We start from the raw sequence: 23,685 nt of genomic DNA on the forward strand, positions 1-23,685 counted from the left end.
CAGCGTTGCTATATATCACGCGGCTTTCTGGGGAAAAGTCGTGTCTTTACCGCGTTGTGTACGCGATCGGGCAGAGCGCGACGGAGGCTCAGCGGGTGACGCGGCCGACCAGGCGCCCGGCTTCCAGCACTTCGACGCCCGTGCAGGAGGCGTGACGCGACAGTTGAGACTGCGCGGCTTCCAGCGCCGCCGCATCGTCGGCGCCGTCGAAGAAGTCCAGCAGCGGACGGCGATCCGCCTCGTCGAAGAAGTGAAACTCGTAGATGTTCAAGCGAACGGCTCCCCAAGGGCGCGAACCCTAGCGGCATACGCCCGTCGGAGTCTGTCAGATGTCGACACAGGGTCGAAGCGGAGCCTTTGCCTTGGCCGGCGCGTTGAGGGCGTCCTGACGTGGGAGACATCATGAACGCCGCCAAGACGCTTCGCCTGCCGCCGCTGGCGACCCTGATCGAATGGGCGGCGCGGGTCGGCTATGGGGCGCGAGGCTTCGTTTACCTGTCGGCCGGTGCGCTGACCCTGCTGGCGGCGACGGACCGGATCGGCGATGCGGTGGGGACCAGCGGGGCGGCGGGCTGGCTGGCCGAGCAGCCGTTCGGCAAGGTCTGGCTGGTGCTGCTGGGACTGGGCCTGTGGGCCTTCGTCGGCTGGCGGGTGTTGCAGGCGGTGTTCGACGCGGATCACGAGGGCAGCGATCTGAAGGGCTGGACGACGCGGGCGGGCCAGGCCGTCAGCGGCCTGTTCTATGGCGTGCTGGCGTCGGGTGTGTTCGAATATCTGGACGAGTTCGGCGAGGCGACCAGCGCATCCTCCGCCCAAGCCGAGAGCGTGGCCGAGAACCAGGAGAAGGCGGCCATGCTGCTGGGGATGCCGTTCGGCGAGGTGTTGCTGATCGGGGCGGGGCTGGTGGTGCTGGGCGTCGGCGTCGGCAATATCGTCAGGGCCATTCGCGACGACTTCGACGACGCCCTGGCCTGTCCCAAGGCCTTCTGCGGCACGGCGACGGCGCTGGCGCGGGCGGGCTATGCGGCGCGGGGGTTCGCCTATCTGCCGCTGAGCGTGTTCGTGGTTCTGGCAGGGCTGCATGCGCGCTCGGGCGAGGTGACGACGACGGCGGCGGCGCTGGACGCGCTGGAGGCCCAGCCGGGCGGATCGTGGATCCTGGGGCTGACGGCGGCGGGGCTGATGGCCTTCGGCGCCTTCGCCTTCGTGGAGGCGCGCTGGCGCCGCATTCGTCCGCCCCGAGATTTGAGCCTGGGCTAGGCCTTGCCGGTCGGCGCAGCGTCGCCATATCCGGAAAGCAACACACGCTGTTCCAGAAGGCCGCGCCATGAACGCTCCGCTCAAGACCCTGAAGATCGATTTCGTCTCCGACGTCGTCTGCCCTTGGTGCGTGGTGGGCCTAGGCGGGCTGGACACGGCGCTGGACGCCCTGAAGGACGAAGGGATCGCCGCCGACATCGCCTTTCAGCCGTTCGAACTGAACCCCCAGATCGCGCCAGAGGGCGAGAACATCGTCGAACACATCGGCCGCAAATACGGCGCGAGCCCTGAGCAGTCCGCCGCCAACCGCGCCATGATCCGCGAGCGGGCGGACGAGGTGGGCTTCGACATGCGCATGACCGACGACAGCCGCATCTGGAACACCTTCGACGCCCACCGGCTGCTGCACTGGGCGCATGAGACGGCGCCGGAGAAACAGAAGGCCCTGAAACAGGCGCTGTTCACCGCCCACTTCACCGAGAACAGGAACCTGACCGACGCCGGGGTCCTGACCGCAGCCGCCGAAAAGGCCGGGCTGGACCGGGCCGAGGCGGGCGAGGTGCTGGCCTCGGGCCGCTACGCCCAGGCCGTGCGCCAGGCCGAAGACCTGTGGCGCGCGCGCGGCATCACCTCGGTCCCGGCCGTTGTGGTCGAGGGCAAATATCTGATCTCGGGCGGCCAGCCGGCCTCGGTGTTCGAAGAGGCCCTGCGCAAGATCGCGTCGGAGGTCTAGGCCGTCTCCTCCCTGCGCAGCGGGGAGGTGTCGCGGCGCCGCTTGGCGCCGTGACGGAGGGGTTCCTTCTGTAAAATCGACGTCTGTGGGTCCTCAAGAGCCCCTCCACCCCGCCCAGTGGGCGCGGTCCCCCTCCCCATCGCAGGCGATGGGGAGGAGACGGTCAGTCCGGCGGTCGGGCGACAAAAACACCGTCTATTTCGTCTAATTCGTCTGATCTTGGGGCCGGTTTCAGGTCGTCCAGCGCCTCGAGGCGGGCCATCAGGGCGTTGCGGCCGGCGTAGTCGCCGCGTTTGAGGGCGCAGGCTTCGCGGGCGATCAGGCCGACCTGTTCGGCGACGGCGGCGGCGCGTTCGCCCAGGTCGGGTTCCTTGGGCGGCGCCGGGGGCCTGGCGGGCGGCGGCGCGGGCGGTGAAGGGGGCGGGGCGGCCGCCATTCGGGTCAGGTCGGCGTGCAGTCGCACCCAGCGCGCGGCCTCCAGCGCGCGCCCGGCCTGAAGCGCCCGATTCAACCGCACCAGGGCGTGGGCCGCCATGGCCCCATAGTCGGGCAGACCGTCGGCCGTCTCGGCCTCCAGGTCGATCGGCTCGCGCAGGGGATCGGGCTGATCCTCGCGCCGCCAGCCCGCGTCCTTGGCGCGGGCGCGAAAGGTGCTGACCGCCATGCCATAGACGGCGCTGACCTCCTCGGCCGTGGAGCCGGCCAGATAGGCCGTGCCCGCCGCCTCCCACGCCTCTTTCGACAGGCGGCGATAGCCCCGGTTCTGCACCCGGTCGGCCGCGCGCGCGGCGGGGTCGGAGGTCACAAGGTCCGGCAGCCGCAACAGATGCATCGGCAGGCCGTGCGCGCGCCAGAAGGCCGCCTCGGCCTCGGGCGAGGAATCGTGATGCAGGGCGTCGCGATACGTCTGCTCCAGACCCGCCTCGCGCAGGATGCGGATCTGATCCAGCGCCTGCTGGGTCATCGCATCGTAAAACGGATCGCGCGGCCCCTCGAACCCGCCGTCGTCATAGCTGTGATCGTCGTCCATCCCATCCCCGGCCTGTCGCCCGCGCCCGACACAGGACGCGCCGCCAGTCTAAGGCCGCCCGGAAGAGTGGTAGGTTAGACGGCGTCGATTTCGCGAAAGGCGAGGGATTTCAACGGCCGGGGCAGGGACGTCGTGCATAGGTAAGGCGGCTAGCTGTGCATCCCCTCTCCCGTTGGGAGAGGGCTTGAGGCTCGCAGAGCGCAGCGATGCGCTAGCCGAAAGGGTGAGGGTCGTGCGTCCGCGGCGAGGCCGACCCTCACCCTTTCGCGCAAGTCTGATCGCCTGACGGTTCTCAGCCGCTCAAGCCCTCTCCCGACGGGAGAGGGAGGCCGCGTTCGGGTTCACGAACCGAAACGCCTCCGCCCGCTGACGCAGGAAGCGGTTGATGAAGGTGGTCTTTCCTGCCGGTCCGGCGAGGAGGGCGAGGAGGGCGAGGAGGGCGGAGGGTGGGCTTTGCTATAAACTACGCCGCCAAGAGATTGACCGCTATCACATGCATCTTTCGGTCATCCTTACACTGACTTAGTAGTCATCCGAAAATGACACGCCTCTGATTTCCATGAAGAACCGCGTGATATCCTCGAGATTTCGCTTTCTAGTGTTGGCTCTCAGTTTCACGACTTTCGATGTCGGACGAACGTTGCGTTTAGGATCGTAGAACACAACATTTCTAGCTGCCATTGGACGGAAGAAGTCATCGTTCATGACTCCTTTAGTATCGTTGAGCCAGCCGTGGCGGAAACCTTCATATGCTAATAGCCAAATCCAGTCGGAGCGCACTCGATCTTTAGTGCTCTCCGATTCCCATTTTGCTTTAGGCAACTTTCGGCCGAACAGTCCCCGGCTATCTAGGTCTAGCAAAACGAGTGCCAGAGCGCTGGAAGTGCCAGCCTCTGCCAGTTGTGCAATAGGCTTGGAATTTACGGATATGCCTAGGCCTCGGAGCGCGTAGAGTTGCCAAATAGACTCGTAAAGGTTGCCATTCATTAGATTTCGCGCGGCAAGTTCCGTAAGTCTGGGGCCTACCCTTCTGCGAGATATAGCTTTTGTGTCATGCTCAATATTAAGCAGAAGCTCGCAGACTCGAGACATAGAGCCGGGAGCAACAACAGCTGCTTTGAGTAAGAAGGATTCAAGAATTTCTACATCATCTTTAGATGTTCTGTGATTTTCAAGAACGGATAAAGCGTAATTGGTAACTGAGTGCTTCTCGTACTGTGTTTGAAGGCGGAGCGTGAGGGTTAGGAATTCTCGAAGCCGCCCGCCTGCCAAGGGGCCAGCGCGATGTGAAAGAAATGCTCCTAATTCTGAAACCCATGCCTCCTCGGTGTGTGCCACCATACGCGCAACAGACGTCTTGCTACCGTTAATCTCAAGGCCGTATGCTCTATAAACGCCGATGATTGATGCTAGAGCGCTCTCAGCAGCCTCCAACGATTTGAGACCGATAAACCAATCATCTTGGAGTCTATCAACTGCATCAACATTCAATTCGGGTTGAGAGAGTCGAAAATCATCATCTATCCGAGATGAAATGATTTCGGCTAGAATACGAGAAGTTTCAGGTCCTACTGGAATCCCGACCGTCTGATTACGGTTGCAGGCTCTCACCAAAACATCAAGCCGATCAGCAAATGAACCTTTATAGACGTTCAAATTTCCTTTTACACGCTCCTTACCGTATGCAGCCCAAGGGATAGAGTGGGTGTATATCGACGGATAAAATCTCGTTATATCGGTTTTAACCAACCAGTCGGCGCTGGCTTCTATGTAGCCTTTTTTGACCCGGTGCAGCGAAAAATTTATACCTTTCACGGCTCTTGAATGGCTCGAAGATACTTGAATCTCGTCCATGGAATAGCGCTGCCGGCTAAGCCATTTTTGAATGACCCTCCAATGCTGCGCCATCTCCATAGTTAGGAGCGCTTGAGGCAATGGATGAGTGATATGAACATCTCTGCGCTCATATCCCCTCTTTGGCGCAGAAATGACTTCTATTTCGGCATTAGGTAAAGAGTAGTTGTAACTGCCTCTTATGCGCTTTTTCTTGATTTTTTGCTGATCGGTTTTGAACAGCTTTGATGATGACCAGTCAGCGAGGATGGACTGAGCGTCCCGACTAAAATCCTCGGTGGTGAAGGCGGATGGAAGCTCTTTTGGAAAGTAGCCCTGCCTCAGGAGCGCCTTCATCACCTTGTCTTTAAACATTCTGCGCTCGCGACAAGCGTTGGGCAGTTCTAGAATAGTGGCAGCGAGTGATCATGCGTCAACCATGGCGCGAATTTGATCGACTGTCGACAGCTAGACTTTTACCTCCACCACCCCGCCGCCGGCCCGGAACTTTGCGCTCATCTCCGCCATGCCGGCTTCGGCTTCCGACAGGGAGGCGCCGGCGTCGTTTTGGGCGGCGGCGGCGTCGCGGATGTCCTGGCTGATCTTCATCGAGCAGAACTTGGGGCCGCACATGGAGCAGAAGTGGGCGGTCTTGTGGGCCTCCTTGGGCAGGGTGGCGTCGTGGTATTTGCGGGCGGTTTCGGGGTCTAACCCTAAGTTGAACTGATCCTCCCAGCGGAACTCGAACCGGGCGCGTGACAGGGCGTCGTCGTGCAGGCGGGCGGCGGGGTGGCCCTTGGCCAGGTCGGCGGCGTGGGCGGCGATCTTGTAGGTGATGACGCCGTCCTTGACGTCCTGACGGTCGGGCAGGCCCAGATGCTCCTTGGGCGTGACGTAACAGAGCATGGCCGTGCCGAACCAGCCGATCATGGCTGCCCCGATGGCGCTGGTGATGTGGTCATAGCCCGGCGCGATGTCGGTGGTGAGCGGGCCTAGCGTATAGAAGGGCGCCTCGTGGCAGTGCTTCAGCTGCTCGTCCATATTCTGTTTGATCTTGTGCATCGGCACGTGGCCGGGGCCCTCGATCATGACCTGGCAGCCCTTGGCCCAGGCGATCTTGGTCAGTTCGCCCAGGGTGCGCAGCTCGGCGAACTGGGCCTCGTCATTGGCGTCGGCGATGGAGCCGGGGCGCAGGCCGTCGCCCAGGCTGAAGCTGACATCATAGGCGCGCATGATGTCGCAGATGTCCTCGAAATGCTCGTAGAGGAAGCTCTCCTTGTGGTGGGCCAGGCACCATTTGGCCATGATGGAGCCGCCGCGGCTGACGATGCCCGTCACCCGCTTGGCCGTCATCGGCACGAAGGGCAGGCGCACGCCCGCGTGGATGGTGAAGTAGTCCACGCCCTGTTCGGCCTGTTCGATCAGGGTGTCGCGGAACACCTCCCACGTCAGGTCCTCGGCTATGCCGCCCACCTTCTCCAGCGCCTGATAGATGGGGACGGTGCCGATGGGGACGCTGGAGTTGCGGATGATCCAGTCGCGGATGTTGTGGATGTTGCGGCCCGTCGACAGGTCCATGACGTTGTCGGCGCCCCAGCGGGTGGCCCAGACCAGCTTGTCGACCTCGTCGTCGACACTGGAGAGCACCGCCGAGTTGCCGATGTTCGCATTGATCTTCACCAGGAAGTTGCGGCCGATGATCATCGGCTCGACCTCGGGGTGGTTGATGTTGTGGGGGATGATGGCGCGGCCGCGGGCGATCTCCTGCCGGACGAACTCGGGCGTCACGAAGTCGGGGATGCTGGCGCCGAAGTCCTCGCCGTCGCGGATGCAGGGCGCGTTCTGCTCGCGGCGCAGGTTCTCGCGGATGGCGACATATTCCATCTCGGGCGTGATGATGCCGGCCTGGGCGTATTCGTACTGGGTGACGGGGCGGCCCTCGACGCCCTTGAAGACGCGGTGGTTGGAGGTGTCGAAGCGCGGGGCCAGGTTCTTGCCGCTGGCGTGGCCGTTGTCCTCGGGCTTGACCTCGCGCGGATTGGCGACCGGGGCGATGTCGCCGCGATCCAGCTGCCAGCTGGATTTGACGTGGGGCAGGCCCTTCTTGATGTCGATCGTGACGGTGGGGTCGGTGTAGGGGCCCGATGAGTCATAGATGGTCACCGGCGGCTCGTTGGCCGAGGGGTGGACGGCGACCTCGCGGAAGGGGACGCGGATGTCGGGGTAGAGTTCGCCGGCGAAATAGACTTTGCGGCTGCCGGCCCGTTCTCCGGTCGGGATGGTTCCAGTCTCGCGCATGACCTGCTCGCGGGCGTCTTTCAGAGCCAACTCGACATTGGGTTCTTCAGGCAGGGCGGGCGGGGTGACTTGGATGTTCATGGCGGCCTCAAACGGTTTGAGGTCCGCCGACGTCGGGCGCGAGGGGTCCTGTGACGTCAGGACCGATAGCGTTACTCATCCCTTCGCCGGCATGACCCGGATCAGGTTCGACGGGTCAGGCGGCTACGCCAATCTCAGCCGCTCGATTGCGACCCCCCGGAGAACGCGTGCAGGCTAACCCGCGTCGCGGCAGATGTCGAGTTGTCCGAAATCGCACATAAGTCCTTGTAGGCGTGGCGGATTTATTGGGCTATGCGCAAGGCCTGGGCCGGGCGCCGGCGTCGCATGGGTGAAACGAGGATATGAGCCTGAACCTGGAACGCGTCCTCTACACCAGCCGCGCGCGGGGCAATTCGGACAGCCTGATGATGCAGGTGGACATCCTGGCCACCTCGCAGCGGAACAATGCGCGCGACGAGCTGACCGGGGCGCTGCTGATCCACGACGGGCGGTTCCTGCAGGTGCTTGAGGGCGCGGCGCAAGATCTGGACCGGCTGATGACGCGGCTGGCGGGCGATCCGCGCCATGACGAGGTGGTGGTGATCGAGCGCAAGCCGATCCCGGCGCGCGGCTTTTCCGGCTGGGCCATGGCCAGCGTGCGCGTGACCCCGGCGCTGGAGGAGACGCTGCGGGCCACGGTGGACGGCGCCGGCGCGCCTCAGCAGACGGTCGAGCGGATGCAGGACGCGGTCCTGGCCCAGGCGGCCTGAACGTCGTCTAGGGCGCCGACCAGCCCTTGACCGAGACGGCCGCCGCGCGCGGATCGGCGTCGAAGCGGAGGTAGGCCTTGGCGTGGCCGTGGCCGGGGACGTAGTCCAGGCTGGCGGTCGCGGTCTGGTCGCCCAGAACCCCTTCGATATCCACGGCGGCGGCGGTGTCGTCGCCGTCGTTCTGGACCCGGACGGTCGCCACCTGGCCTGCGGCGGTGACATCCACGGCGACGATGCGGGCGCTGAGCGCGGGCGGGGCCGTGGGCTGCAGCGCCTCCCACACCACGATGCCGATGGCGGTCAGGGTGATGACGGCGCCGAGCAGGGCCATGCTCCATTGCAACAGGGGGCGGGTCGATGCGGCGGGCTTTTTCTTCGTGGGCATGGGGTCAGACCAACAGACGGGCGGCGGCGGCGCCGATGGCGGCGGGGAAGCCCAGAACGACCATGGTCTGGACCACGCCGGCGACGGCATGGCCGTCGGTGCGGCCGAACAGGAACAGGGTGAACAGGCTGACGGCCAGGGCGATGACGTAGCCGGGCAGGGTGAAATGCAGGAAGGCCTTCATTGGATGATCGGCCTCTTCCTGACCGGCGAAGCCCGCCTTGAAGACGATCAGGTGCAGCAGGAGGATGGAGACGGCGATCAGGGCCAGGATGTGGGCGGGCGTCGCCTTGTAGGCGATCAGGATCATCTCTTCGGTCGGGGCGACGTTCAGGGCGAAGAACAGGGCGCCGGCCGCCATCAGGAACAGTTCGCCGAAATAGGAGGCCTGATCCTCATCCGTGTCGCCTCCGCCATCCCCGCTGAGCTGACGCCGGGCCAGAAGCGCGCCCATGGCGCCGGGAATGGCCTGAAGCGCGACCATGCCCAGGCCCTCGCGCGGCGGCGCGTCCCATTCGACGACGCCGAACAGGATCAGCAGCACCGAGGCGGTGATGAAGCCGACAGCCAGGGCCACGGCGGTGTCGAGCGCATCGTTGACCGGCCCGCGTCGCTTGGAGAAGCCGGCGTAATAGGCCAGGCCGTAAAGCAGCGGCAGGCCGGCGACAATGAAGGTCAGCAGCCGCCAACGGTCCATGATCACGCCCTGCGCCCACATCTCCATCGTCATCAAGAGCGGGATGTTGAACACCAGGGCGCCGGCGAAGGCGCGGCCCAGATCGCGGACATAGGCGCGCTCGCGTTGCAGATCCAAGGGCGGCGCGGCGGCGGTCATGCGGCGGCAACGCTTGGACATCGGCTTTGGCTCCGGGCCGCTTGTCGAACGGCGTTCAGGCGGCGTTCATTCGCAGCCAAGCTTGGTGTCAGCTCTAGGGAGAGGGAACGATGAAACAGATCAAGACGACCGCCATCCTGGCGGTTCTGGCGTGCGCGGGATTGACGGCCTGCGCCTCGGTGGAGGTCGGCGGCGAGCCGATGGCCCTGTCGCCCGCCATGGCCGAGCAGGCGCGGATCGGCAGCGTCACGACCACGACCGGCTGGCTGGATGCCGAGGACGACTTCGCCGACACCTTCAACGACGAGGTGCTGAGCGAAATGGGGCTGTGCGCCGGCGGCCGGCATCGGCTGAACCTGAGCATCCATGTCGAGGCGCTGAGCCGTGCGCCGCGCCTGGCCATTCTGGCGGGCGATCGCGCCGAACACCGGATGCGGGCGACCGCCGAACTGCGCGATCCGGCGCAGGGCGGTCAGGTGGTCGGGCGTTATCCGCTGGTCGTGACGGTGGATGCGGGGAGCGGGGTGCTGGACGCCCTGATGGACCGGCAGGCGGTCACGTCCCACGCCTTCGCCCAGGCCCTGTGCGACGCCGCCTTCGTCGCCCCGACGCGTGTGGCCGAGGCCGGCGCGCCGGGCTGAGGCCGAGGGCGGGGCGAAGGGGCCGGCGGCCTGGGTCTGGCGCTTTTGAATGTCACGGGCGCGGGCTATCAAGACGTCGAACAGGAAATCGTCTCATGCATCTCGCCCGTTTCGCCCGCATCCGCCTGGCCCATCTGCCGACGCCGCTGGAGCCGCTGCCCCGGTTGTCGGAAGAGCTGGGACTGGATCTGTGGATCAAGCGCGACGACTGCACCGGCCTGGCCGGCGGCGGCAACAAGACCCGCAAGCTGGAGTTCCTGCTGGGCGCGGCGTTCGAACAGGACGCCGACACCCTGGTGACGCAAGGGGCGGTGCAGTCGAACCATGTGCGCCAGACGGCGGCGGCGGCGGCGGCCCACGGTCTGGCCTGCGAGATCATTCTGGAAGAGCGGACGGGGTCCAGGGCGACGGACTATGTCGGCAACGGCAACGTGCTGCTGGACCGGCTGTTCGGCGCAACCCTGCGCACCGTGCCGGGCGGGACGGACATGGTCGCCGAGCTGGAGAAGACGGCGGCTGAGGTGCGGGCGCGGGGCGGCAAGCCCTATGTCATTCCGGGCGGCGGATCGAACCCGGTTGGGGCGCTGGGCTATGTCGATTGCGCGCGCGAGATCGTGGTCCAGGCCGATGAGATGGATCTGGAGGTCCACCGCATCGTGACGGCGACGGGCAGCGCGGGCACCCATGCGGGCCTGGTCGCCGGACTGGCGGTCATGGGGACGGACATTCCGGTGCTGGGCATCGGGGTGCGGGCGCCCAAGGACAGGCAGGAGGCGAACGTCTTCAAACTGGCCGAAGAGACGGCCGCCCTGCTGGGCCAGCCGGGCCGGGTGACGCGGGAGATGGTCGTCGCCAACTGCGACTATGTCGGCGAGGGCTATGGCCTGATCGACCAGGGGGTGATCGACGCCCTGACCCTGGCCGCGCGTCTGGACGGGATCGTGCTGGACCCGGTCTATTCCGGCAAGGCGATGAAGGGGCTGATCGCCCTGGCGCGGGCGGGGGAGTTCAAGGGCGAGACGGTGGTCTTCCTGCACACCGGCGGGGCGCAGGGGCTGTTCGGCTATCAGACCGAGATCGAAGGCGCGCTGTAGGGAGCGGCACCCGGCATGGACGCGCGCGAGGCGACGCTGGCGCTGCTGGCCGCCCGGGCCGAGGACGCCACCGTCTGCCCCAGCGAGGTCGCGCGGGCGGTTGCGGGCGAAGACGGCGCCTGGCGCGAGGCGATGAGTGACGTTCACGCCGCGGTGGACGCCCTGGTGGACGAGGGCGCGGTGCGACTGAGCTGGAAGGGGCGGCCGCTGGCGCTGCGCGCGGGGCCGTATCGGATCGCTAGGGCTCGAGGCGGTGAAGACGGGGGCGGCGGGTGACGGTACGCGAGATCGAACCAGTCCCGCCGGCGCTGTCTTTGGCGGCGGTGTTTCTGCGGTTCTTGCGGTTCGGGCTGCTGGCGTTTGGCGGGCCGGTGGCGCAGATCGCGATGATCCGGCGCGAGCTGGTCGATCAGGACCGTTGGATGTCCAGCGCGCGGTTCAACCGGCTGCTGGCGGTGTTGCAGGTCCTGCCGGGGCCGGAGGCGCACGAGCTGTGCGTGCACATGGGCATGCGGGCGCGGGGGCGGATCGGCGGTCTGCTGGCGGGCCTGGGGTTCATGCTGCCGGGGCTGATCCTGATGCTGGGGATCGGCTGGGCCTATGTGGCGCTGTCGCCGGTCGTGGGCCTGTTGGCCGGGGCGTTTCTGGGGGTTCAGGCGGCGGTGGTGGCGGTGATCGTGCGCGCCGTCTGCAAGATCGGATCGCATATTCTGGACGATCGCTGGCTGTGGGCCGTCGCCGTCGTCGGCTTTGCGGCGACCCTGGCCGGGGCGGCGTTCTGGATCGTGCTGGCGGCGGGCGGGGCGGCCTATCTGCTGGTCCGGGCCGGGCGGGTCGGTCTGGCCGTCGGGGTCGTGGCGCTGGCGGTCGTCGCGGCCTTGGCGATGCACGGGCTAGGGGACGGCGGGCCGGTGTTTGGACAGACGGCGGGGCCGGCGGGCGACGTCGGCTGGGTCGCGATGTTCTGGACGGGGCTGAAGGCGGGGCTGCTGACGTTCGGCGGCGCCTATACCGCCATTCCCTATGTGCGCGCCGATACGGTGGGGCGCGGGCTGATCGACGATGGGGCGTTTCTGGACGGGATCGCCTTTGCAGGGGTGATCCCGGCGCCGCTGGTGATCTTTTGCACCTTCGTCGGCTTCGTGGTTGCGGGCTGGGGCGGGGCGTTGGCGATGACAGCCGGGGTGTTCGCGCCGGCCTTCGCCTTTTCGATGATCTTCTATGAGCGGCTGGAGGCGGTGGTCGAGGACCGGCGGCTGCACGACGGTCTGGCCGGGGTCGCCGCCGCCGTCGTGGGCATCATCGCCGCGACCAGTGTCGAGCTGGGCTGGGCGACCTTGCAGCGGGCGCCGTCGATGGCGGCGGCCGTGGCGATCTTTACGGTCGCCCTGGCGGTGGCGTGGGCCTGGAAGAGCCGCTACGCCGTGCCGGCAGTTCTGGCCGCCGCTGCGGTCGCGGGATGGGGCGTGATGCGATGAGCAAGATCCTGGGCGTGATCGGCGGCATGGGACCGGCGGCGACGGTGGCGTTTCTGGCGCGGGTGCAGGCGCTGACGCCGGCCGAGGGCGACGCCGATCACATCCGGGTGGTGATGGACCTGAACCCCCAGGTGCCCGATCGCAACACGCAGCCGGGCGAGGCCGAGGCAGTGCTGGGGCAGATGGCCGAGGGGCTGGCGGCGGCCGGGGCCGAGGTGATCGCCATGCCCTGCAACACCGCCCATGCCCAGGCGGGAGCCATCCGCGCGGCGTGCGAGGCGAAGAGCCTGCGCTTCATCGACATGATCGCGGCGACGGCGGACGCGGCGGCGGCGTCAGGCGCCAAGCGGATCGGCGTGCTGGCGACGCCGGGGGGCGAGCGGCTTTACATTGAGGCGCTGGCGGCGCGCGGTATCGAGACGGTGCTGCTGGAGGGCGCGGACCGCGAGGCCTTCATGGGCCTGGTCTATGGGGTCAAGCGCGGCGAGGTCGGCAAGGCGGCGCGGGCAGGGATGTTGCGGCTGGCTCAGGCCCTGGCGGATGCGGGCGCGCACGGGCTGATCGCGGGCTGCACGGAGGTGCCGCTGCTGCTCAGGGCCGAGGATGCGCCGATCCCCCTGACGGATTCGGCCGAGGTGCTGGCCAAGGCGTGCGTGCAGGCGTGCGGGGAGGCGTGTCGGGTCTGAGGCGCGGTTGCGGCTTGCTCCGCGCGGCCCGCCTGCCTAGTCATGGGCGGTGTCTATTCAATCCCTGATCATCGATTGCGACCCCGGCGTGGATGACGCCGTGGCGCTGTTTCTGGCCTTCGCCGCGCCCGAGCTGGAGCTGCTGGCCGTCACCACGGTCGGGGGCAATGTTCCCGGCGCCAAGACCCAGCGCAATGCGCGCATCATCCGCCAGATCGCCGGGCGCGAGGAGGTGCCGGTGTTTGGTGGGGCAGAGCGGCCGCTGAAACGTCCGCCGGCGGGTGCGGGCGAGTTTCACGGCGTCGAGGGTCTGGGCGATCTGGAGCCGTTCGAGCCGACGGGGATCGTCGGCGACGGGCCGGCCGCCAACGCCATTGTCGATCTGGTGATGAGCCGGCCGGAAGGCTCGGTCGCCATCGCCGTTCTGGGGCCGATGACCAATCTGGCGTTGGCGATGCGGCGCGAGCGGCGGCTGGCCGAACGGCTGGGGTCGGTGGTCGTGATGGGCGGGGCGCGGTCGGAAGGCGGCAATGTCACCGCATCCGCCGAGTTCAACATCTGGGCCGATCCGGATGCGGCGGCCGTGGTGTTCGGATCGGGATGTCAGGTGGTCGCCTTCGGCCTGGACGCGACCCATCAGGTGCGCGCGACCGAGGACCGGATCGCGGCGATAGAGGCCATCGACAGCGAGGCCGCGCGGGCGGCGGCGTCGACGCTGCGGTTCTCGCAGCGGGTGGAGCGCGAGATCGTGGGCTGGGATGCAGCCCCCTTGCATGACCCGTGTCCCATCGCCTGGCTGATCCAGCCTGACCTGTTCGAAACCAAGCCCTGCCGGATCGAGGTGGAGACGGGTTCGGACCTGACGCGCGGGCATACGGCGGTCGAGTTCCGGATCGATGCGGCGACGGCGCGGCATCGCTGGGCGGTCGCGGCGGATGCGCAAGGGGTGTTCGATCTGATCGTCGCCAAGCTGAAGGCTCAGGCTCTGGAGACTCAGGCGCTGGAGGCCGGCGCATGAGGATCACCGTCGTCGGTTCGATCAACCTGGATCTGGTGGCCACCGCGCCCCAGCTGCCGGCGCCGGGCGAGACGGTGACCGGGGCGACCCTGGCGCGCCATCCCGGCGGCAAGGGCGCCAACCAGGCCCTGGCGGCCGAGAAGCTGGGGGCCGAGGTCTGTCTGATCGGCCGGGTCGGCAACGACGCCATGGCCGGCGAGGCCCTGGCCCTGATGGAGGACCTGGGCGTCGATCTGGCGGGGGTGGAGGTCGATGTGGCGGCGCCGACGGGGGTGGCTTTGATCGCCGTCGATCCGACCGGCGAGAACCAGATCGTGGTCGCGGCCGGCGCCAACCATATGGTCACCCCCGAACAACTGCCCCAGCGGATCGAGGGCGCGCTGATCGTACAGCTGGAGCTGCCGATCGAGACGGTCGAGGCAGCGGTGGGCCGGGCGACCGGCTTCGTCTGCGCCAATCTGGCGCCCGCCGCGCCGGTGTCGGAACTGCTGCTGCGCCGCGCCGACCTGATCGTCGTCAACGAGACCGAGGCGGCCTTCTATGGCGACGGCCTGCACCGGGGCGGGGGACGGGTGGTCGTCACCAAGGGCGCCCGAGGCGCGGCCATGTATCAGCGCGGCGTCGAGATGGCCTGGGCGACCCCGCCCGCCGTCGAGGCGGTCGATGCGACAGGCGCCGGCGACGCCTTCGTCGCCGCCATCACGGTGGCTTTGCTGGAAGGCATGGACCCGGCCGAGGCCCTTCGCTTCGCCTGCGCCGCCGGAGCCTTCGCCGCGACCCGCCCGGGCGCCCAACCGTCCGCGCCGGAGCGCGATCAGGTCGAGGCGCTGCTGGTTGGTTGAACGGTATCTTGCGTCCAGCAACCATGTGACACTGTAACGCTTAAACGGGTTGGCGTCGGCGTGCGGGCGGGGGTAGGTCTGGGGTTCGGGATTTGTGGGGACTTCAGACGATGATGATGCGTGGACGTGGGGTTGGGCTGGTTCTGGCGGCGGTGCTGCTGAGCGGCGTGGCGGGCGGGGCGTTCGCCCAGAATGCGGCGCCGGCTGCGGGACCGATGGTCTATCAGCAGCCGCCGGCGCCGATCGCGGACATCCTGGACGCCAGGCCGACGCCGTCGTCGATGCTGAGCCCGGATCGGCGGACGCTGGTGCTGATGGACCGGTCGAACCTGCCCAGCATCAAGGCCCTGGCCGAGCCGATGCTGAGGCTGGCGGGGACGCGGATCAATCCCAGGAACAACGGTGCGGCCGAAAGCCGGGTGGCGTGGCTGACGGGGCTGAGCCTGCAGGCGGTGGACGGCGGGCAACCTCGCGTCGTGGCCCTGCCCGACGGCGCGCGGTTCACGGCGCCGCGGTTCTCGCCGGACGCCAGGTCGCTGGCCTTCGTGCTGGACCGGCCGACGGGGCTGGAGCTGTGGGTCGTGGACGTGGCCTCGGCGCGGGCGAGGAAGCTGACCGATCCTGTGGTCAATATGACGGGCGGGACGGGTTATGAGTGGCTGCCCGACAGTTCGGGCCTGCTGGTCGAGGCGGCGCCGACGGGGCGCGGTCCGGCGCCGGACGTGACGGCGGCGCCCGCGGGGCCGAACATCGAGGAGACGGCCGGGCGGGTCGCGCCGGTGCGAACCTATCAGGACCTGCTGTCGAACCCCGGCGACGAGGCCCTGTTCGACCATTATTTCACCAGCCAGCTGACGCTGGTTCCGCTGAACGGCCGTGCACGGACGATCGGGGCGCCGGCGGTCTATCTGGACGCGTCGGTGTCGCCGGACGGCAAATACATCCTGCATGAGATCGCCAAGCGGCCCTACTCCTATGCGGTGCCGGACGACCTGTTCCCGACCGAGATCGTGGTGACGGATCTGAACGGTCGCGTGGTGCGCACGGTCGCCGACCTGCCGCTGCGGGACGATGTGCCGACCGCCTTCGACGCGGTGGCGCCAGGGCCGCGCGCGGTCGAGTGGCGGGCCGATGCGCCGGCGACCCTGACCTGGGTCGAGGCGCTGGACGGCGGGGACATCCGCCGCGAGGCCGAGTTCCGGGACCGGGTCTTCATGCAGGCCGCGCCCTTCACGGCCGAGCCCGTCAAGCTGATCGACCTGAAGGAACGGTTCGGCGGGATCGTGTGGGGCCGGGACGACCTGGCCATCGTCAACAGCCGCTGGTTCAACACCCGGCACGAGACGCGGTTCGTCGTCGATCCTTCCAATCCGGGCGAGGGCCGGGTGCTGCTGGAGCGGAACTATCAGGCGCGCTACGACAATCCGGGCCAGCCGGTGACCCAGCCGAATGCCCAAGGGCGCTCGGTGATCCGCTTCGATCCGCAGGGGCGCATCCTGATGTCGGGCGCCGGGGCGACGCCGCAAGGCGAGTTCCCCTTCCTGGCCGCGATGGACCCGGCGACGGGACGTAGCGAACGGCTGTGGACCTCGGCCAATACGGATTACGAGGCCGTGGTCGGCTTCCTGGATGCGGACGGCAAGCGAGTGGTCACGCAGCGCGAGACGCGGCTGGATCCGCCCAACCTGCAGATCCGCGATCTGACGACGGGCCAGACGACGCGGCTGACCAACTTCCCCGATCCGGCGCCGCAGCTGGCCGAGGCGACGCGGCAACTGGTGACCTATGAGCGGGCCGACGGGGTCAAGCTGTCGGGGACGCTGTATCTGCCGGCCGGCTACGACAAGGACCGCGACGGGCCGCTGCCGATGCTGATGTGGGCTTATCCGGCCGAGTTCACCGATGCGACGGTGGCGGGCCAGACGGTGGATGTGCAGAACCGCTTCGTGCGGCCGGGCGGGTCCAGCCATCTGTTCCTGCTGACCCAAGGCTATGCCATCTTCGACAACCCCTCCATGCCCATCATCGGCAAGGATGGGGCCGAGCCGAATGACACCTATGTCGAGCAGCTGACCGCCGATGCTCAGGCGGCGGTGGACGCGGTGGTGCGGATGGGGGTGGCCGACCGCGACCGGATCGCCGTGGGCGGCCACAGCTACGGCGCCTTCATGACGGCGAACCTGCTGGTTCACACCGACCTGTTCCGGACCGGGATCGCGCGGTCGGGCGCCTATAACCGCACCCTGACGCCGTTCGGCTTCCAGTCCGAACAGCGCAACTATTGGGAGGCGACCGAGGTCTATACCGAGATGTCGCCCTTCACCTATGCCGACAAGATGAACGAGCCGATCCTGCTGATCCACGGCGAGGCGGACGACAACTCGGGCACCTTCCCGATCCAGTCCGAGCGGTTCTATGCGGCGCTGAAGGGGCTGGGGGCGACGGCGCGTTACGTCACCCTGCCATTGGAGGCGCACGGATACCGCGCGCGGGAATCGGTCGGCCATACGCTGTGGGAAATGACCCGCTGGCTGGACCAGTATGTGAAGAACGCCCCGCCGAAGCCGACGGCCAACTGAGCGATCAGGGCTGGGACGCTGCGGCCTCCGCCGCGGCGTTGACGGCCGCGAGACGCGCGTCCTGCTCCGACTGGGGCGGGACGCCGAAGACGGCGCGCAGGCCGTCGGGGATCAGGGCGCGGTCATAGGGATCGAGGGTGGCCGGGGCGTCGCGGGTCTTGCGGGTCTGGGTGCCGTAGATCTGGGCCTTTTCGGTCATCTGCAGATAGCGATCCAGCGTCGCGGCGGCGATCCAGGCGCCTTCGGGCGAGCCCTTGGCCACGGCGGCGACGGCCAGGCTATGGGCCAGCAGATAATCCTCGGGCGTGGAGCCGTGCTGGAAGACGAAGGCGGCGGCGCGATAGTCCTCGCCGGTGCTGAGCGTGCCGGCGTCCAGCAGGGCGCGGGTCTGGACCCGGCGCGCGGCGTCTTCGGCGAGCATTGCTGTGACGCGGGCGCGGTCTTTGAAAAAGTCAGGCGTCAGATTCTGCCTTACGGCCTGATCGGCGGCGAAGATGGCGGCCATCTCGGCGTTGTTCTGAGGCGGAGTCTCTTGAGCCAATGCCGGAACGGCGAAGGCGAGGGCGAGGGCCGACATCGCGGCGGCGCAGGACAGGCGAGACGGGCGCATGGGAGATCTCCGCTTAAGCTTGAGCGGACATTGGTCTGCGGATTTGCGGCCGAAAGCGGGCCGCGAGATTACGGTGTCGTCACGGTTGTACGATCAGCCGCACGACCTCGCCGGCGTGGAGGCGGTCGAAGCCGGCGTTGATGTCGTCCAAGGGAATGACGCCGCTCATCAGGCGATCGACCGGCAGGCGGCCCTGGCGATAGAGGGCGACGTAGCGGGGGATGTCGCGGCTGGGGACACAGGTGCCGATGTAGGAACCCTTCAGCGTGCGCTCTTCGCCGACGAGGGAGACCACGTTGACGGCCAGCGCCGCATCGGGCGGCGGCAGGCCGGCGGTGACGGTGGTTCCGCCGCGCCGGGTCATCTTCCAGGCCGCCTCCAGCGCCCGGACCGAGCCGGCCATTTCGAAGGCGACGTCGGCGCCGCCGTTCGTCAGGGCGCGGACCTGATCGACCGCATCGGGGTCGGCGGCGCTGACCGTTTGAACGGGGCCGAGGGTGCGGGCCAGGGCCAGCTTGTCCTCGGACAAATCGACGGCGACGACGGGGCTGGCGCCCGAGGCCAGGGCGCCGAGCACGCTGGCCAGGCCCACGCCGCCCAGGCCGATGACGACCACGCTCTGGCCCGCGCGGACCTTGGCGGTGTTCACCACGGCCCCGACGCCGGTCAGGACGGCGCAACCGAACAGGGCCGCCTCCTCGAACGACAGGTCGGGATCGATCTTGACCAGGGAGCGGCGCGAGACGACAGCCCGCTCGGCGAAGGCGGAGCAGCCGAGGTGGTGGTTGACGGGCTCGCCCTCGCGGAAGATGCGACGGGCCCCGGACAGAAGCTCGCCCCGGCCGTTGGCGGCGGCGCCGGGCTCGCACAGGGCGGGACGGCCGCCAGCGCACGGATTGCAGTGGCCGCACGACGGCATGAAGACCATGACGACGTGATCGCCGATGGCCAGATCGGTGACGCCGTCGCCCAGCGCCTCGACCACGCCTGCCGCCTCGTGCCCCAGGGCCATGGGCAGGGGGCGGGGCCGGTCGCCGTTGATGACCGACAGGTCCGAATGGCACAGGCCCGCCGCCTTGATCGCGACCAGCACTTCGCCAGGGCCGGGCGGGTCCAGGGTGACGGTCTGGACCGACAGGGGGCGGCTGTCGGCGTAGGGGCGGGCGGCGCCCATGTCAGACAGAACGGCGGCGCGGGTCGTCAAGGTCATGTGGTCAAGCCTTCGTCATCAGCGACCTACCGATAGGCGCTTGACCTAACGTCGTCCAAGCTAGAGCGTCGGGATCGAGAGCGACGGTTCGCGTCGCCGAGGGAGACGACGATGCCGAAACGAGACGAGGGCGCGCTGGCGCAACGGGCGACCTACAAGGCCTTTCACATGGTCTCCACCCGCTGGGCCGACAACGACCAGTACGGCCATATCAACAACGCCAAATTCTACGAGTTCGTCGACTCGGCGGTGAACGCCCATCTGCTGATCGCCAATGCCCTGACGGAATCGATCGGCCTGGTGGTGGATTCGGGCTGTCGCTACACCTCGTCGCTGAAGTTTCCCGATGTGATCGAGGTGGGGATCAAGGTCGATGCGATCGGCACCTCCAGCGTCACCTACGGCTTTGCGGTGTTCAAGCGCAGCGTCGATGTTCCCGCCGCCATCGGCCATTTCGTCCATGTCTATGTCGACGCGGAAACGCGCCGGCCCAAGCCGCTGCCGGCGCGACTGAGAAGCGTGGTGGAGAATCTTCGCGCGGGGTAGGGGCTTTCGCCTTTCGCCTGAAATCCAGCGCCTGTTTGCGTGATGCCAATGCCTTCCGACCCCGCCGATCTCGATGACGCCTTCTATCTGAGCCTTACGGAGGCGGATGCATCAACGACCGGGGACGATCCGCGCGGAAGCCTGGAACTGGTCGTGTCCATGCGCATCGCCTTTGTCGCGCGAGCGTGGATCACGCGGGCCAATGCGCTGTTTCGCGGCCGAGGCTATACGGCGGCCCAGCGCGCGCACCTGTATGTTCTGGCGTCCAAGCCCAAGGGGCTGACGCAGTCGGAGCTGGCGGCGATCCTGCGGATATCCGAGGCGTCGCTGTCACGCCGCATCAAGCTGTCGATCGAAGAGGGGCTGGTGTCACGCCATCCGTTTTGCGGCGACGGACGCGCCAACCTGATCCGGCTGGAACCAAAGGGGCTAGAGGCGCTGAACGCCTCCGATCGTGTGGCGCGCGAGGATCGCACCCGACTGCTGGCGGGCGTGACCGACGAGGAACTGGCCATCACCGCCAAGGTGCTGAAACTGCTGACGGACCGTATTCCGCAGACGCCCGAACGGCCGGACGCCTAGTCGTGTAGATCAGTCGTCCAGACGGCCGATCAGGAACAGCGCGCCGACGGCGGTCAGGGCGCCCAAGGTGAAGGCGGTGACGATGGCGCCGGTGGCGACGGCGGTGGACACGGTGACCGGGCGGGCTTCGTACCATTCGACGATGTCGGCCTCGTGCAGGTCCTCGTCCATATAGCCTTCGGCTTCATAGATGGTGTCGTCGGCGGTCATGACTTTACGCTCCGTCTGTCTCGCCGGGATCAATACGCCCAAACGGTCGAGGTTCCACCCCCGCTGCCTATCGTGACAGGATGACGCTCTTCGTTTAGGACCGCCCGCTCAGGTTCAGAACGCTCAAAGACGATCCCATGGCCGGCCACTCGAAATTCAAGAACATCATGCACCGCAAGGGGCGCGCCGATGCGCAGCGCTCCAAGCTGTTCTCCAAACTGTCGCGCGACATCACCGTGGCGGCCAAGTCGGGCCTGCCGGATCCGGCGGCCAACCCGCGCCTGCGCCTGGCGGTGAACAACGCCAAGGCCGAAAGCCTGCCCAAGGACGTGATCCAGCGCGCCATCAACAAGGCCTCGGGCGGCGACGTCGATACGATGGAAGAAGTCCGCTACGAGGGCCGGGGCCCGGGCGGCGTGGGCATCATCGTCGAGGCCTTGACCGACAACCGCAACCGCGCGGCGTCGAACATCGGCGCGGCCTTCAAGAAGAACGGCGGCGCTCTGAGCGAGATGAACTCGGTCGCCTTCATGTGGGACAAGGTCGGCAAGATCACCTATGCCGCCGAGGCCGGTTCGGAAGACGCCGTGATGGAGGCCGCCATCGAGGCCGGCGCCCAGGACGTCGAGAGCGACCTGGTCAAGCCCGACATCTATGAGGACGCGCCGGGCCACACGATCTGGACCGCCTTCGAAGACCTGAACGACGTCGCCGAGGCCATGTCCAAGGTGCTGGGCGATCCCAAGTCCACCGCAATCGTGTGGAAGCCGCAGTCCGAAGTGCCGGTGACCGGCGAGGCGGTCGGCACCCTGTTCAAGCTGCTGGACGCGCTGGACGCCGAGGACGACGTCTCGGCGGTCTATTCCAACGAGGACATCTCCGACGAGGACGCGGCCAAGTACGCGGGCTGATTTCGAAGCTCTCGCGTCGGAACGGCCTTCGCGCTAAACTGGCGGTATGAACAGCGCCGCCGTCATTGCCGTCCTGCGTGAGCACGAAGGTGAGTTGCGTCGTCAGGGCGTAGCCCATGCCGCCTTGTTCGGATCGGTTGCGCGGGGCGACGCACGGCCCGACAGCGATCTGGACATCATGGTCCAGATCGACCCGGCGGCTGAGGTGAATCTCTACGACTACGTCGGCATCACCCAGTTCATCGGCGATCTGTTTGAGGGGCGCGCAGACGTGTCAGATCGCGAGATGCTGATTGAACAGGTCCGACGCGAAGCCGAGCGCGAGGCGATCTTTGCCTTCTGAGCCGGATCGCAAAGAGCGCCTCGCTTGGCGAGCCATTCTGGACAACAGCCTTTTGGCGCAGAGCTTCTGTGAAGCCCTGTCGGCCAACGAATTCGCGGCGGATCGCAAGACCTTCTATGCGGTCACCCGCTGTCTGGAGATCGTGTCCGAAGCCGCGCGGCGTCTTCGGGGCGCCCAACAGTCGGATCATCCGAACATTCGTTGGCGGCAGATCGAGGATTCCGGCAACGTCTTTCGGCACGTGTATCAGAATGTTGCGGAAAGCCGCGTTTGGGCGATTGTGCACGGCGAGCTGAACGATCTGATCGCCGCCGCAAATGCGGTTCTCGGCGACGAGCCGCTGCGGGAACATCAGCCGAAATAGGGCGCGAGTCGTTCGCACGGAACCGGGTCGTGCGCCGGGCGTAACGAGGCTTCACCGTTACGCCTGGAGCCCCCTATGGACATCACCCAGCTGATCCTCGACGACCATGCCGAACAGCGTCGGCTGTTTGCGATAATCGAACAGATCGACCCAAAGGACACCGATGCGCTGAGCGCCGTCTGGTCGCGGTTGTCGGCGTTCCTGGATGTGCACGCCGAGGCCGAGGAGCGGTTCTTCTATCCGGAGCTGCTGAAGCAGGGCGAGGGCGCCAACGACGCCGAGGACGGCACGGTCGAGGGCGAGACCGAAGACGCCATCGAGGACCACAACAAGCTGCGCGATGCGGTCAAGGCGGTCGAAAAGCACAAGGTCGGCACCAAGGCCTGGTTCGACGCCGTGGGCGAGGCGAACGTCGTCAACTCCAAACACATGGGCGAGGAAGAGCGGCAGGGGCTGACCGACTTCCGCATGAACGCCGACGTCGAGACGCGCCATGCGCTGGCGGTCAAGTTCGCCGCCTTCGAGGCCGAGTACATCACCGGCGTCAAGCCGGTGAACAAGGATCCCGAGACCTATATCGATAAGCACGGTTGAGGCGGTCGCTGCGACCACGATGTCGCAGCATCGTCCGTCCAAGGAACATCCGCGCCCGGCGCATCGTTGAGCGCGGATGAATCTGGGTAGTCTGGAAGGCGCCGTCCTGCCGATCCTCGGCGCGGTGATCGCGGGCGGGGTCATCGGCTTCGAGCGCGAATGGCGGGGTCGGGCGGCGGGCCTGAGAACGCACATCCTGGTCAGCCTGGCGTCAGCCCTGCTGATGCTGGCGGCCATGTCGCAGGCCGATTGGGCGTTCCGCGCCCTGCCCGACGAGAACATCGTCACAGACCCGACGCGGATGGCGCACGGCGTGCTGACGGGGATCGGGTTCCTGTGCGCAGGCGTGATCTTCCGCACCGGATTTTCGATCCACGGGCTGACCACGGCGGCGTCGCTGTGGATCACCTCGGCGATCGGCATTCTGTTCGGGGCAGGGCTCTATGCGCTGGGCGCGGGGGCAACGGTGGTCACGGCCCTGATTCTGATCGGGCTGAAGCTGATCAGCGGGCGTTTGCCGGTGCGCACGGTGGTGGACGCCGAAGTGTGCTGGGAACGGCGCGAAGAGTCGCCGGAGTCGGCGATCGAGGCGGCGCTGAAAGCCATCGATGCGGACGCGCGACACGATCGGTTCGAGCTGATCGATGGACAGACCGTGCGACGGACCTGGCGTTTGAAGGCCGCCGAGGAAAGCCAGTTGAAGCAGCTGGCGGAACAGCTGTGCGCCATACCGGGCGTGGTCGCCTACAGCCTGGACCCGCGCGACGACTGAAACCGTTCATTGCCCGATAACCCTCTTTGCGGCATGAGGG

Annotated in this window: 27 protein-coding genes and 1 riboswitch; of the genes, 18 read left to right on the forward strand and 9 right to left on the reverse strand. The window is 67.1% G+C overall.

Annotated features, from left to right (window positions below; translation table 11 throughout):
* Window positions 1-88 precede the first annotated feature (88 nt).
* On the reverse strand, window positions 89-271 hold the full coding sequence (locus Q9R14_RS15335; protein ID WP_306002940.1) for a hypothetical protein: 183 nt from the start codon (window positions 269-271) through the stop codon (window positions 89-91).
* A 131-nt stretch (window positions 272-402) separates the two neighbouring features.
* Here Q9R14_RS15335 and Q9R14_RS15340 point away from each other — a divergent pair, with 131 nt between their 5' ends.
* Complete coding sequence (locus tag Q9R14_RS15340) at window positions 403-1,260, forward strand: DUF1206 domain-containing protein (RefSeq protein ID WP_306002941.1); 858 nt, start codon at window positions 403-405, stop codon at window positions 1,258-1,260.
* A gap of 67 nt (window positions 1,261-1,327) precedes the next feature.
* A complete protein-coding gene (locus tag Q9R14_RS15345; RefSeq protein WP_306002942.1) occupies window positions 1,328-1,993 on the forward strand; it encodes a DsbA family oxidoreductase in 666 nt (221 codons plus the stop codon).
* A gap of 163 nt (window positions 1,994-2,156) precedes the next feature.
* Here Q9R14_RS15345 and Q9R14_RS15350 read toward each other — a convergent pair whose 3' ends face one another.
* From Q9R14_RS15350 to thiC, 3 genes are all read right to left on the reverse strand, one after another.
* Entirely contained in the window at window positions 2,157-3,023 is an 867-nt protein-coding gene (locus tag Q9R14_RS15350) for a hypothetical protein (protein WP_306002943.1), read from the reverse strand.
* Window positions 3,024-3,545: 522 nt separating this feature from the next.
* Window positions 3,546-5,231, reverse strand: a complete 1,686-nt coding sequence (locus Q9R14_RS15355) for an RNA-directed DNA polymerase (protein ID WP_306002944.1) — start codon at window positions 5,229-5,231, stop codon at window positions 3,546-3,548.
* Window positions 5,232-5,324: 93 nt separating this feature from the next.
* The gene (gene thiC / locus Q9R14_RS15360; protein ID WP_306004164.1) at window positions 5,325-7,154 is read right to left on the reverse strand and encodes a phosphomethylpyrimidine synthase ThiC; all 1,830 of its coding nucleotides are present in this window, start codon (window positions 7,152-7,154) and stop codon (window positions 5,325-5,327) included.
* Between the two features lie 141 nt (window positions 7,155-7,295).
* A riboswitch (TPP riboswitch) is annotated at window positions 7,296-7,404 on the reverse strand.
* 133 nt (window positions 7,405-7,537) lie between these two features.
* Between thiC and Q9R14_RS15365 the strand changes: the two genes are divergently transcribed.
* Window positions 7,538-7,945 (forward strand): BLUF domain-containing protein, encoded by a 408-nt coding sequence (locus Q9R14_RS15365; RefSeq protein WP_242077323.1) that lies wholly within the window; start codon window positions 7,538-7,540, stop codon window positions 7,943-7,945.
* A gap of 7 nt (window positions 7,946-7,952) precedes the next feature.
* On the opposite strand, the gene Q9R14_RS15370 is transcribed toward Q9R14_RS15365, so the two are convergent.
* Both Q9R14_RS15370 and Q9R14_RS15375 read right to left on the reverse strand, forming a co-directional pair.
* Window positions 7,953-8,330, reverse strand: a complete 378-nt coding sequence (locus tag Q9R14_RS15370) for a hypothetical protein (RefSeq protein WP_306002945.1) — start codon at window positions 8,328-8,330, stop codon at window positions 7,953-7,955.
* Window positions 8,331-8,334: 4 nt separating this feature from the next.
* Window positions 8,335-9,186, reverse strand: a complete 852-nt coding sequence (locus Q9R14_RS15375; protein ID WP_306002946.1) for a TIGR02587 family membrane protein — start codon at window positions 9,184-9,186, stop codon at window positions 8,335-8,337.
* An 89-nt stretch (window positions 9,187-9,275) separates the two neighbouring features.
* Here Q9R14_RS15375 and Q9R14_RS15380 point away from each other — a divergent pair, with 89 nt between their 5' ends.
* From Q9R14_RS15380 to Q9R14_RS15415, 8 genes are all read left to right on the forward strand, one after another.
* The gene (locus tag Q9R14_RS15380; protein WP_306002947.1) at window positions 9,276-9,806 is read left to right on the forward strand and encodes a hypothetical protein; all 531 of its coding nucleotides are present in this window, start codon (window positions 9,276-9,278) and stop codon (window positions 9,804-9,806) included.
* Window positions 9,807-9,901: 95 nt separating this feature from the next.
* Window positions 9,902-10,900 carry a D-cysteine desulfhydrase gene (locus Q9R14_RS15385; protein ID WP_306002948.1) on the forward strand — a complete coding sequence of 333 codons (999 nt, stop codon included), beginning with the start codon at window positions 9,902-9,904 and terminating at the stop codon, window positions 10,898-10,900.
* Between the two features lie 15 nt (window positions 10,901-10,915).
* Complete coding sequence (locus tag Q9R14_RS15390; protein ID WP_306002949.1) at window positions 10,916-11,176, forward strand: DUF3253 domain-containing protein; 261 nt, start codon at window positions 10,916-10,918, stop codon at window positions 11,174-11,176.
* Window positions 11,173-12,378: a chromate efflux transporter gene (gene chrA / locus Q9R14_RS15395; RefSeq protein WP_306002950.1), complete on the forward strand. Its 1,206-nt coding sequence runs from the start codon at window positions 11,173-11,175 to the stop codon at window positions 12,376-12,378. Before Q9R14_RS15390 ends, chrA begins: the two co-directional genes overlap by 4 nt.
* Complete coding sequence (locus Q9R14_RS15400; protein ID WP_306002951.1) at window positions 12,375-13,064, forward strand: amino acid racemase; 690 nt, start codon at window positions 12,375-12,377, stop codon at window positions 13,062-13,064. The genes chrA and Q9R14_RS15400 overlap by 4 nt, the downstream gene beginning before the upstream one ends.
* Window positions 13,065-13,113: 49 nt before the next feature.
* Window positions 13,114-14,082 (forward strand): nucleoside hydrolase, encoded by a 969-nt coding sequence (locus Q9R14_RS15405; RefSeq protein ID WP_306002952.1) that lies wholly within the window; start codon window positions 13,114-13,116, stop codon window positions 14,080-14,082.
* Window positions 14,079-14,924, forward strand: coding sequence for a ribokinase (locus Q9R14_RS15410; protein WP_306002953.1), 846 nt, complete (start codon window positions 14,079-14,081; stop codon window positions 14,922-14,924). The genes Q9R14_RS15405 and Q9R14_RS15410 overlap by 4 nt, the downstream gene beginning before the upstream one ends.
* A gap of 110 nt (window positions 14,925-15,034) precedes the next feature.
* Window positions 15,035-17,503 carry a prolyl oligopeptidase family serine peptidase gene (locus Q9R14_RS15415; RefSeq protein ID WP_306002954.1) on the forward strand — a complete coding sequence of 823 codons (2,469 nt, stop codon included), beginning with the start codon at window positions 15,035-15,037 and terminating at the stop codon, window positions 17,501-17,503.
* 4 nt (window positions 17,504-17,507) lie between these two features.
* Here Q9R14_RS15415 and Q9R14_RS15420 read toward each other — a convergent pair whose 3' ends face one another.
* Window positions 17,508-18,113, reverse strand: a complete 606-nt coding sequence (locus tag Q9R14_RS15420; protein ID WP_306002955.1) for a hypothetical protein — start codon at window positions 18,111-18,113, stop codon at window positions 17,508-17,510.
* A 79-nt stretch (window positions 18,114-18,192) separates the two neighbouring features.
* Window positions 18,193-19,323, reverse strand: coding sequence for a zinc-dependent alcohol dehydrogenase family protein (locus tag Q9R14_RS15425; protein ID WP_306002956.1), 1,131 nt, complete (start codon window positions 19,321-19,323; stop codon window positions 18,193-18,195).
* Window positions 19,324-19,434: 111 nt separating this feature from the next.
* On the opposite strand from Q9R14_RS15425, the gene Q9R14_RS15430 reads away from it, so the two are divergent.
* Both Q9R14_RS15430 and Q9R14_RS15435 read left to right on the forward strand, forming a co-directional pair.
* Window positions 19,435-19,869: a thioesterase family protein gene (locus Q9R14_RS15430; protein WP_017506452.1), complete on the forward strand. Its 435-nt coding sequence runs from the start codon at window positions 19,435-19,437 to the stop codon at window positions 19,867-19,869.
* A gap of 48 nt (window positions 19,870-19,917) precedes the next feature.
* Window positions 19,918-20,451: a MarR family winged helix-turn-helix transcriptional regulator gene (locus Q9R14_RS15435; RefSeq protein WP_306002957.1), complete on the forward strand. Its 534-nt coding sequence runs from the start codon at window positions 19,918-19,920 to the stop codon at window positions 20,449-20,451.
* A gap of 9 nt (window positions 20,452-20,460) precedes the next feature.
* Here the strand turns inward: Q9R14_RS15435 and Q9R14_RS15440 are convergent, their stop codons facing one another.
* Window positions 20,461-20,661, reverse strand: a complete 201-nt coding sequence (locus Q9R14_RS15440; RefSeq protein WP_055753936.1) for a hypothetical protein — start codon at window positions 20,659-20,661, stop codon at window positions 20,461-20,463.
* 137 nt (window positions 20,662-20,798) lie between these two features.
* Between Q9R14_RS15440 and Q9R14_RS15445 the strand changes: the two genes are divergently transcribed.
* The 5 genes from Q9R14_RS15445 (at window position 20,799) to Q9R14_RS15465 (ending at window position 23,645) form a co-directional block, all read left to right on the forward strand.
* Window positions 20,799-21,572 carry a YebC/PmpR family DNA-binding transcriptional regulator gene (locus Q9R14_RS15445; protein ID WP_045809692.1) on the forward strand — a complete coding sequence of 258 codons (774 nt, stop codon included), beginning with the start codon at window positions 20,799-20,801 and terminating at the stop codon, window positions 21,570-21,572.
* Between the two features lie 46 nt (window positions 21,573-21,618).
* Complete coding sequence (locus Q9R14_RS15450; RefSeq protein ID WP_306002958.1) at window positions 21,619-21,915, forward strand: nucleotidyltransferase family protein; 297 nt, start codon at window positions 21,619-21,621, stop codon at window positions 21,913-21,915.
* Window positions 21,905-22,279 carry a DUF86 domain-containing protein gene (locus Q9R14_RS15455; RefSeq protein ID WP_371929734.1) on the forward strand — a complete coding sequence of 125 codons (375 nt, stop codon included), beginning with the start codon at window positions 21,905-21,907 and terminating at the stop codon, window positions 22,277-22,279. Before Q9R14_RS15450 ends, Q9R14_RS15455 begins: the two co-directional genes overlap by 11 nt.
* A gap of 75 nt (window positions 22,280-22,354) precedes the next feature.
* Window positions 22,355-22,873 carry a hemerythrin domain-containing protein gene (locus Q9R14_RS15460; RefSeq protein ID WP_306002960.1) on the forward strand — a complete coding sequence of 173 codons (519 nt, stop codon included), beginning with the start codon at window positions 22,355-22,357 and terminating at the stop codon, window positions 22,871-22,873.
* Window positions 22,874-22,949: 76 nt separating this feature from the next.
* On the forward strand, window positions 22,950-23,645 hold the full coding sequence (locus Q9R14_RS15465; RefSeq protein ID WP_306002961.1) for an MgtC/SapB family protein: 696 nt from the start codon (window positions 22,950-22,952) through the stop codon (window positions 23,643-23,645).
* Window positions 23,646-23,685: the final 40 nt, after the last annotated feature.

Origin of the sequence: Brevundimonas sp. C43, assembly GCF_030732185.1 — a bacterium.
In the GTDB taxonomy this organism is placed as follows: Bacteria; Pseudomonadota; Alphaproteobacteria; order Caulobacterales; family Caulobacteraceae; genus Brevundimonas; species Brevundimonas diminuta_C.

Excerpts from the sequence above, each read along its gene's own strand:
- Q9R14_RS15340 (WP_306002941.1), top strand. The coding sequence starts at position 403 with ATGAACGCCGCCAAGACGCTTCGCCTGCCGCCGCTGGCGACCCTGATC.
- Q9R14_RS15345 (WP_306002942.1), top strand. The coding sequence starts at position 1,328 with ATGAACGCTCCGCTCAAGACCCTGAAGATCGATTTCGTCTCCGACGTC.
- Q9R14_RS15350 (WP_306002943.1), bottom strand. The coding sequence starts at position 3,023 with ATGGACGACGATCACAGCTATGACGACGGCGGGTTCGAGGGGCCGCGC.
- Q9R14_RS15355 (WP_306002944.1), bottom strand. The coding sequence starts at position 5,231 with ATGTTTAAAGACAAGGTGATGAAGGCGCTCCTGAGGCAGGGCTACTTT.
- thiC (WP_306004164.1), bottom strand. The coding sequence starts at position 7,154 with ATGCGCGAGACTGGAACCATCCCGACCGGAGAACGGGCCGGCAGCCGC.
- Q9R14_RS15365 (WP_242077323.1), top strand. The coding sequence starts at position 7,538 with ATGAGCCTGAACCTGGAACGCGTCCTCTACACCAGCCGCGCGCGGGGC.
- Q9R14_RS15370 (WP_306002945.1), bottom strand. The coding sequence starts at position 8,330 with ATGCCCACGAAGAAAAAGCCCGCCGCATCGACCCGCCCCCTGTTGCAA.
- Q9R14_RS15375 (WP_306002946.1), bottom strand. The coding sequence starts at position 9,186 with ATGTCCAAGCGTTGCCGCCGCATGACCGCCGCCGCGCCGCCCTTGGAT.
- Q9R14_RS15380 (WP_306002947.1), top strand. The coding sequence starts at position 9,276 with ATGAAACAGATCAAGACGACCGCCATCCTGGCGGTTCTGGCGTGCGCG.
- Q9R14_RS15385 (WP_306002948.1), top strand. The coding sequence starts at position 9,902 with ATGCATCTCGCCCGTTTCGCCCGCATCCGCCTGGCCCATCTGCCGACG.
- Q9R14_RS15390 (WP_306002949.1), top strand. The coding sequence starts at position 10,916 with ATGGACGCGCGCGAGGCGACGCTGGCGCTGCTGGCCGCCCGGGCCGAG.
- Q9R14_RS15400 (WP_306002951.1), top strand. The coding sequence starts at position 12,375 with ATGAGCAAGATCCTGGGCGTGATCGGCGGCATGGGACCGGCGGCGACG.
- Q9R14_RS15410 (WP_306002953.1), top strand. The coding sequence starts at position 14,079 with ATGAGGATCACCGTCGTCGGTTCGATCAACCTGGATCTGGTGGCCACC.
- Q9R14_RS15415 (WP_306002954.1), top strand. The coding sequence starts at position 15,035 with ATGATGATGCGTGGACGTGGGGTTGGGCTGGTTCTGGCGGCGGTGCTG.
- Q9R14_RS15420 (WP_306002955.1), bottom strand. The coding sequence starts at position 18,113 with ATGCGCCCGTCTCGCCTGTCCTGCGCCGCCGCGATGTCGGCCCTCGCC.
- Q9R14_RS15425 (WP_306002956.1), bottom strand. The coding sequence starts at position 19,323 with ATGACCTTGACGACCCGCGCCGCCGTTCTGTCTGACATGGGCGCCGCC.
- Q9R14_RS15430 (WP_017506452.1), top strand. The coding sequence starts at position 19,435 with ATGCCGAAACGAGACGAGGGCGCGCTGGCGCAACGGGCGACCTACAAG.
- Q9R14_RS15435 (WP_306002957.1), top strand. The coding sequence starts at position 19,918 with ATGCCTTCCGACCCCGCCGATCTCGATGACGCCTTCTATCTGAGCCTT.
- Q9R14_RS15440 (WP_055753936.1), bottom strand. The coding sequence starts at position 20,661 with ATGACCGCCGACGACACCATCTATGAAGCCGAAGGCTATATGGACGAG.
- Q9R14_RS15445 (WP_045809692.1), top strand. The coding sequence starts at position 20,799 with ATGGCCGGCCACTCGAAATTCAAGAACATCATGCACCGCAAGGGGCGC.
- Q9R14_RS15450 (WP_306002958.1), top strand. The coding sequence starts at position 21,619 with ATGAACAGCGCCGCCGTCATTGCCGTCCTGCGTGAGCACGAAGGTGAG.
- Q9R14_RS15460 (WP_306002960.1), top strand. The coding sequence starts at position 22,355 with ATGGACATCACCCAGCTGATCCTCGACGACCATGCCGAACAGCGTCGG.
- Q9R14_RS15465 (WP_306002961.1), top strand. The coding sequence starts at position 22,950 with ATGAATCTGGGTAGTCTGGAAGGCGCCGTCCTGCCGATCCTCGGCGCG.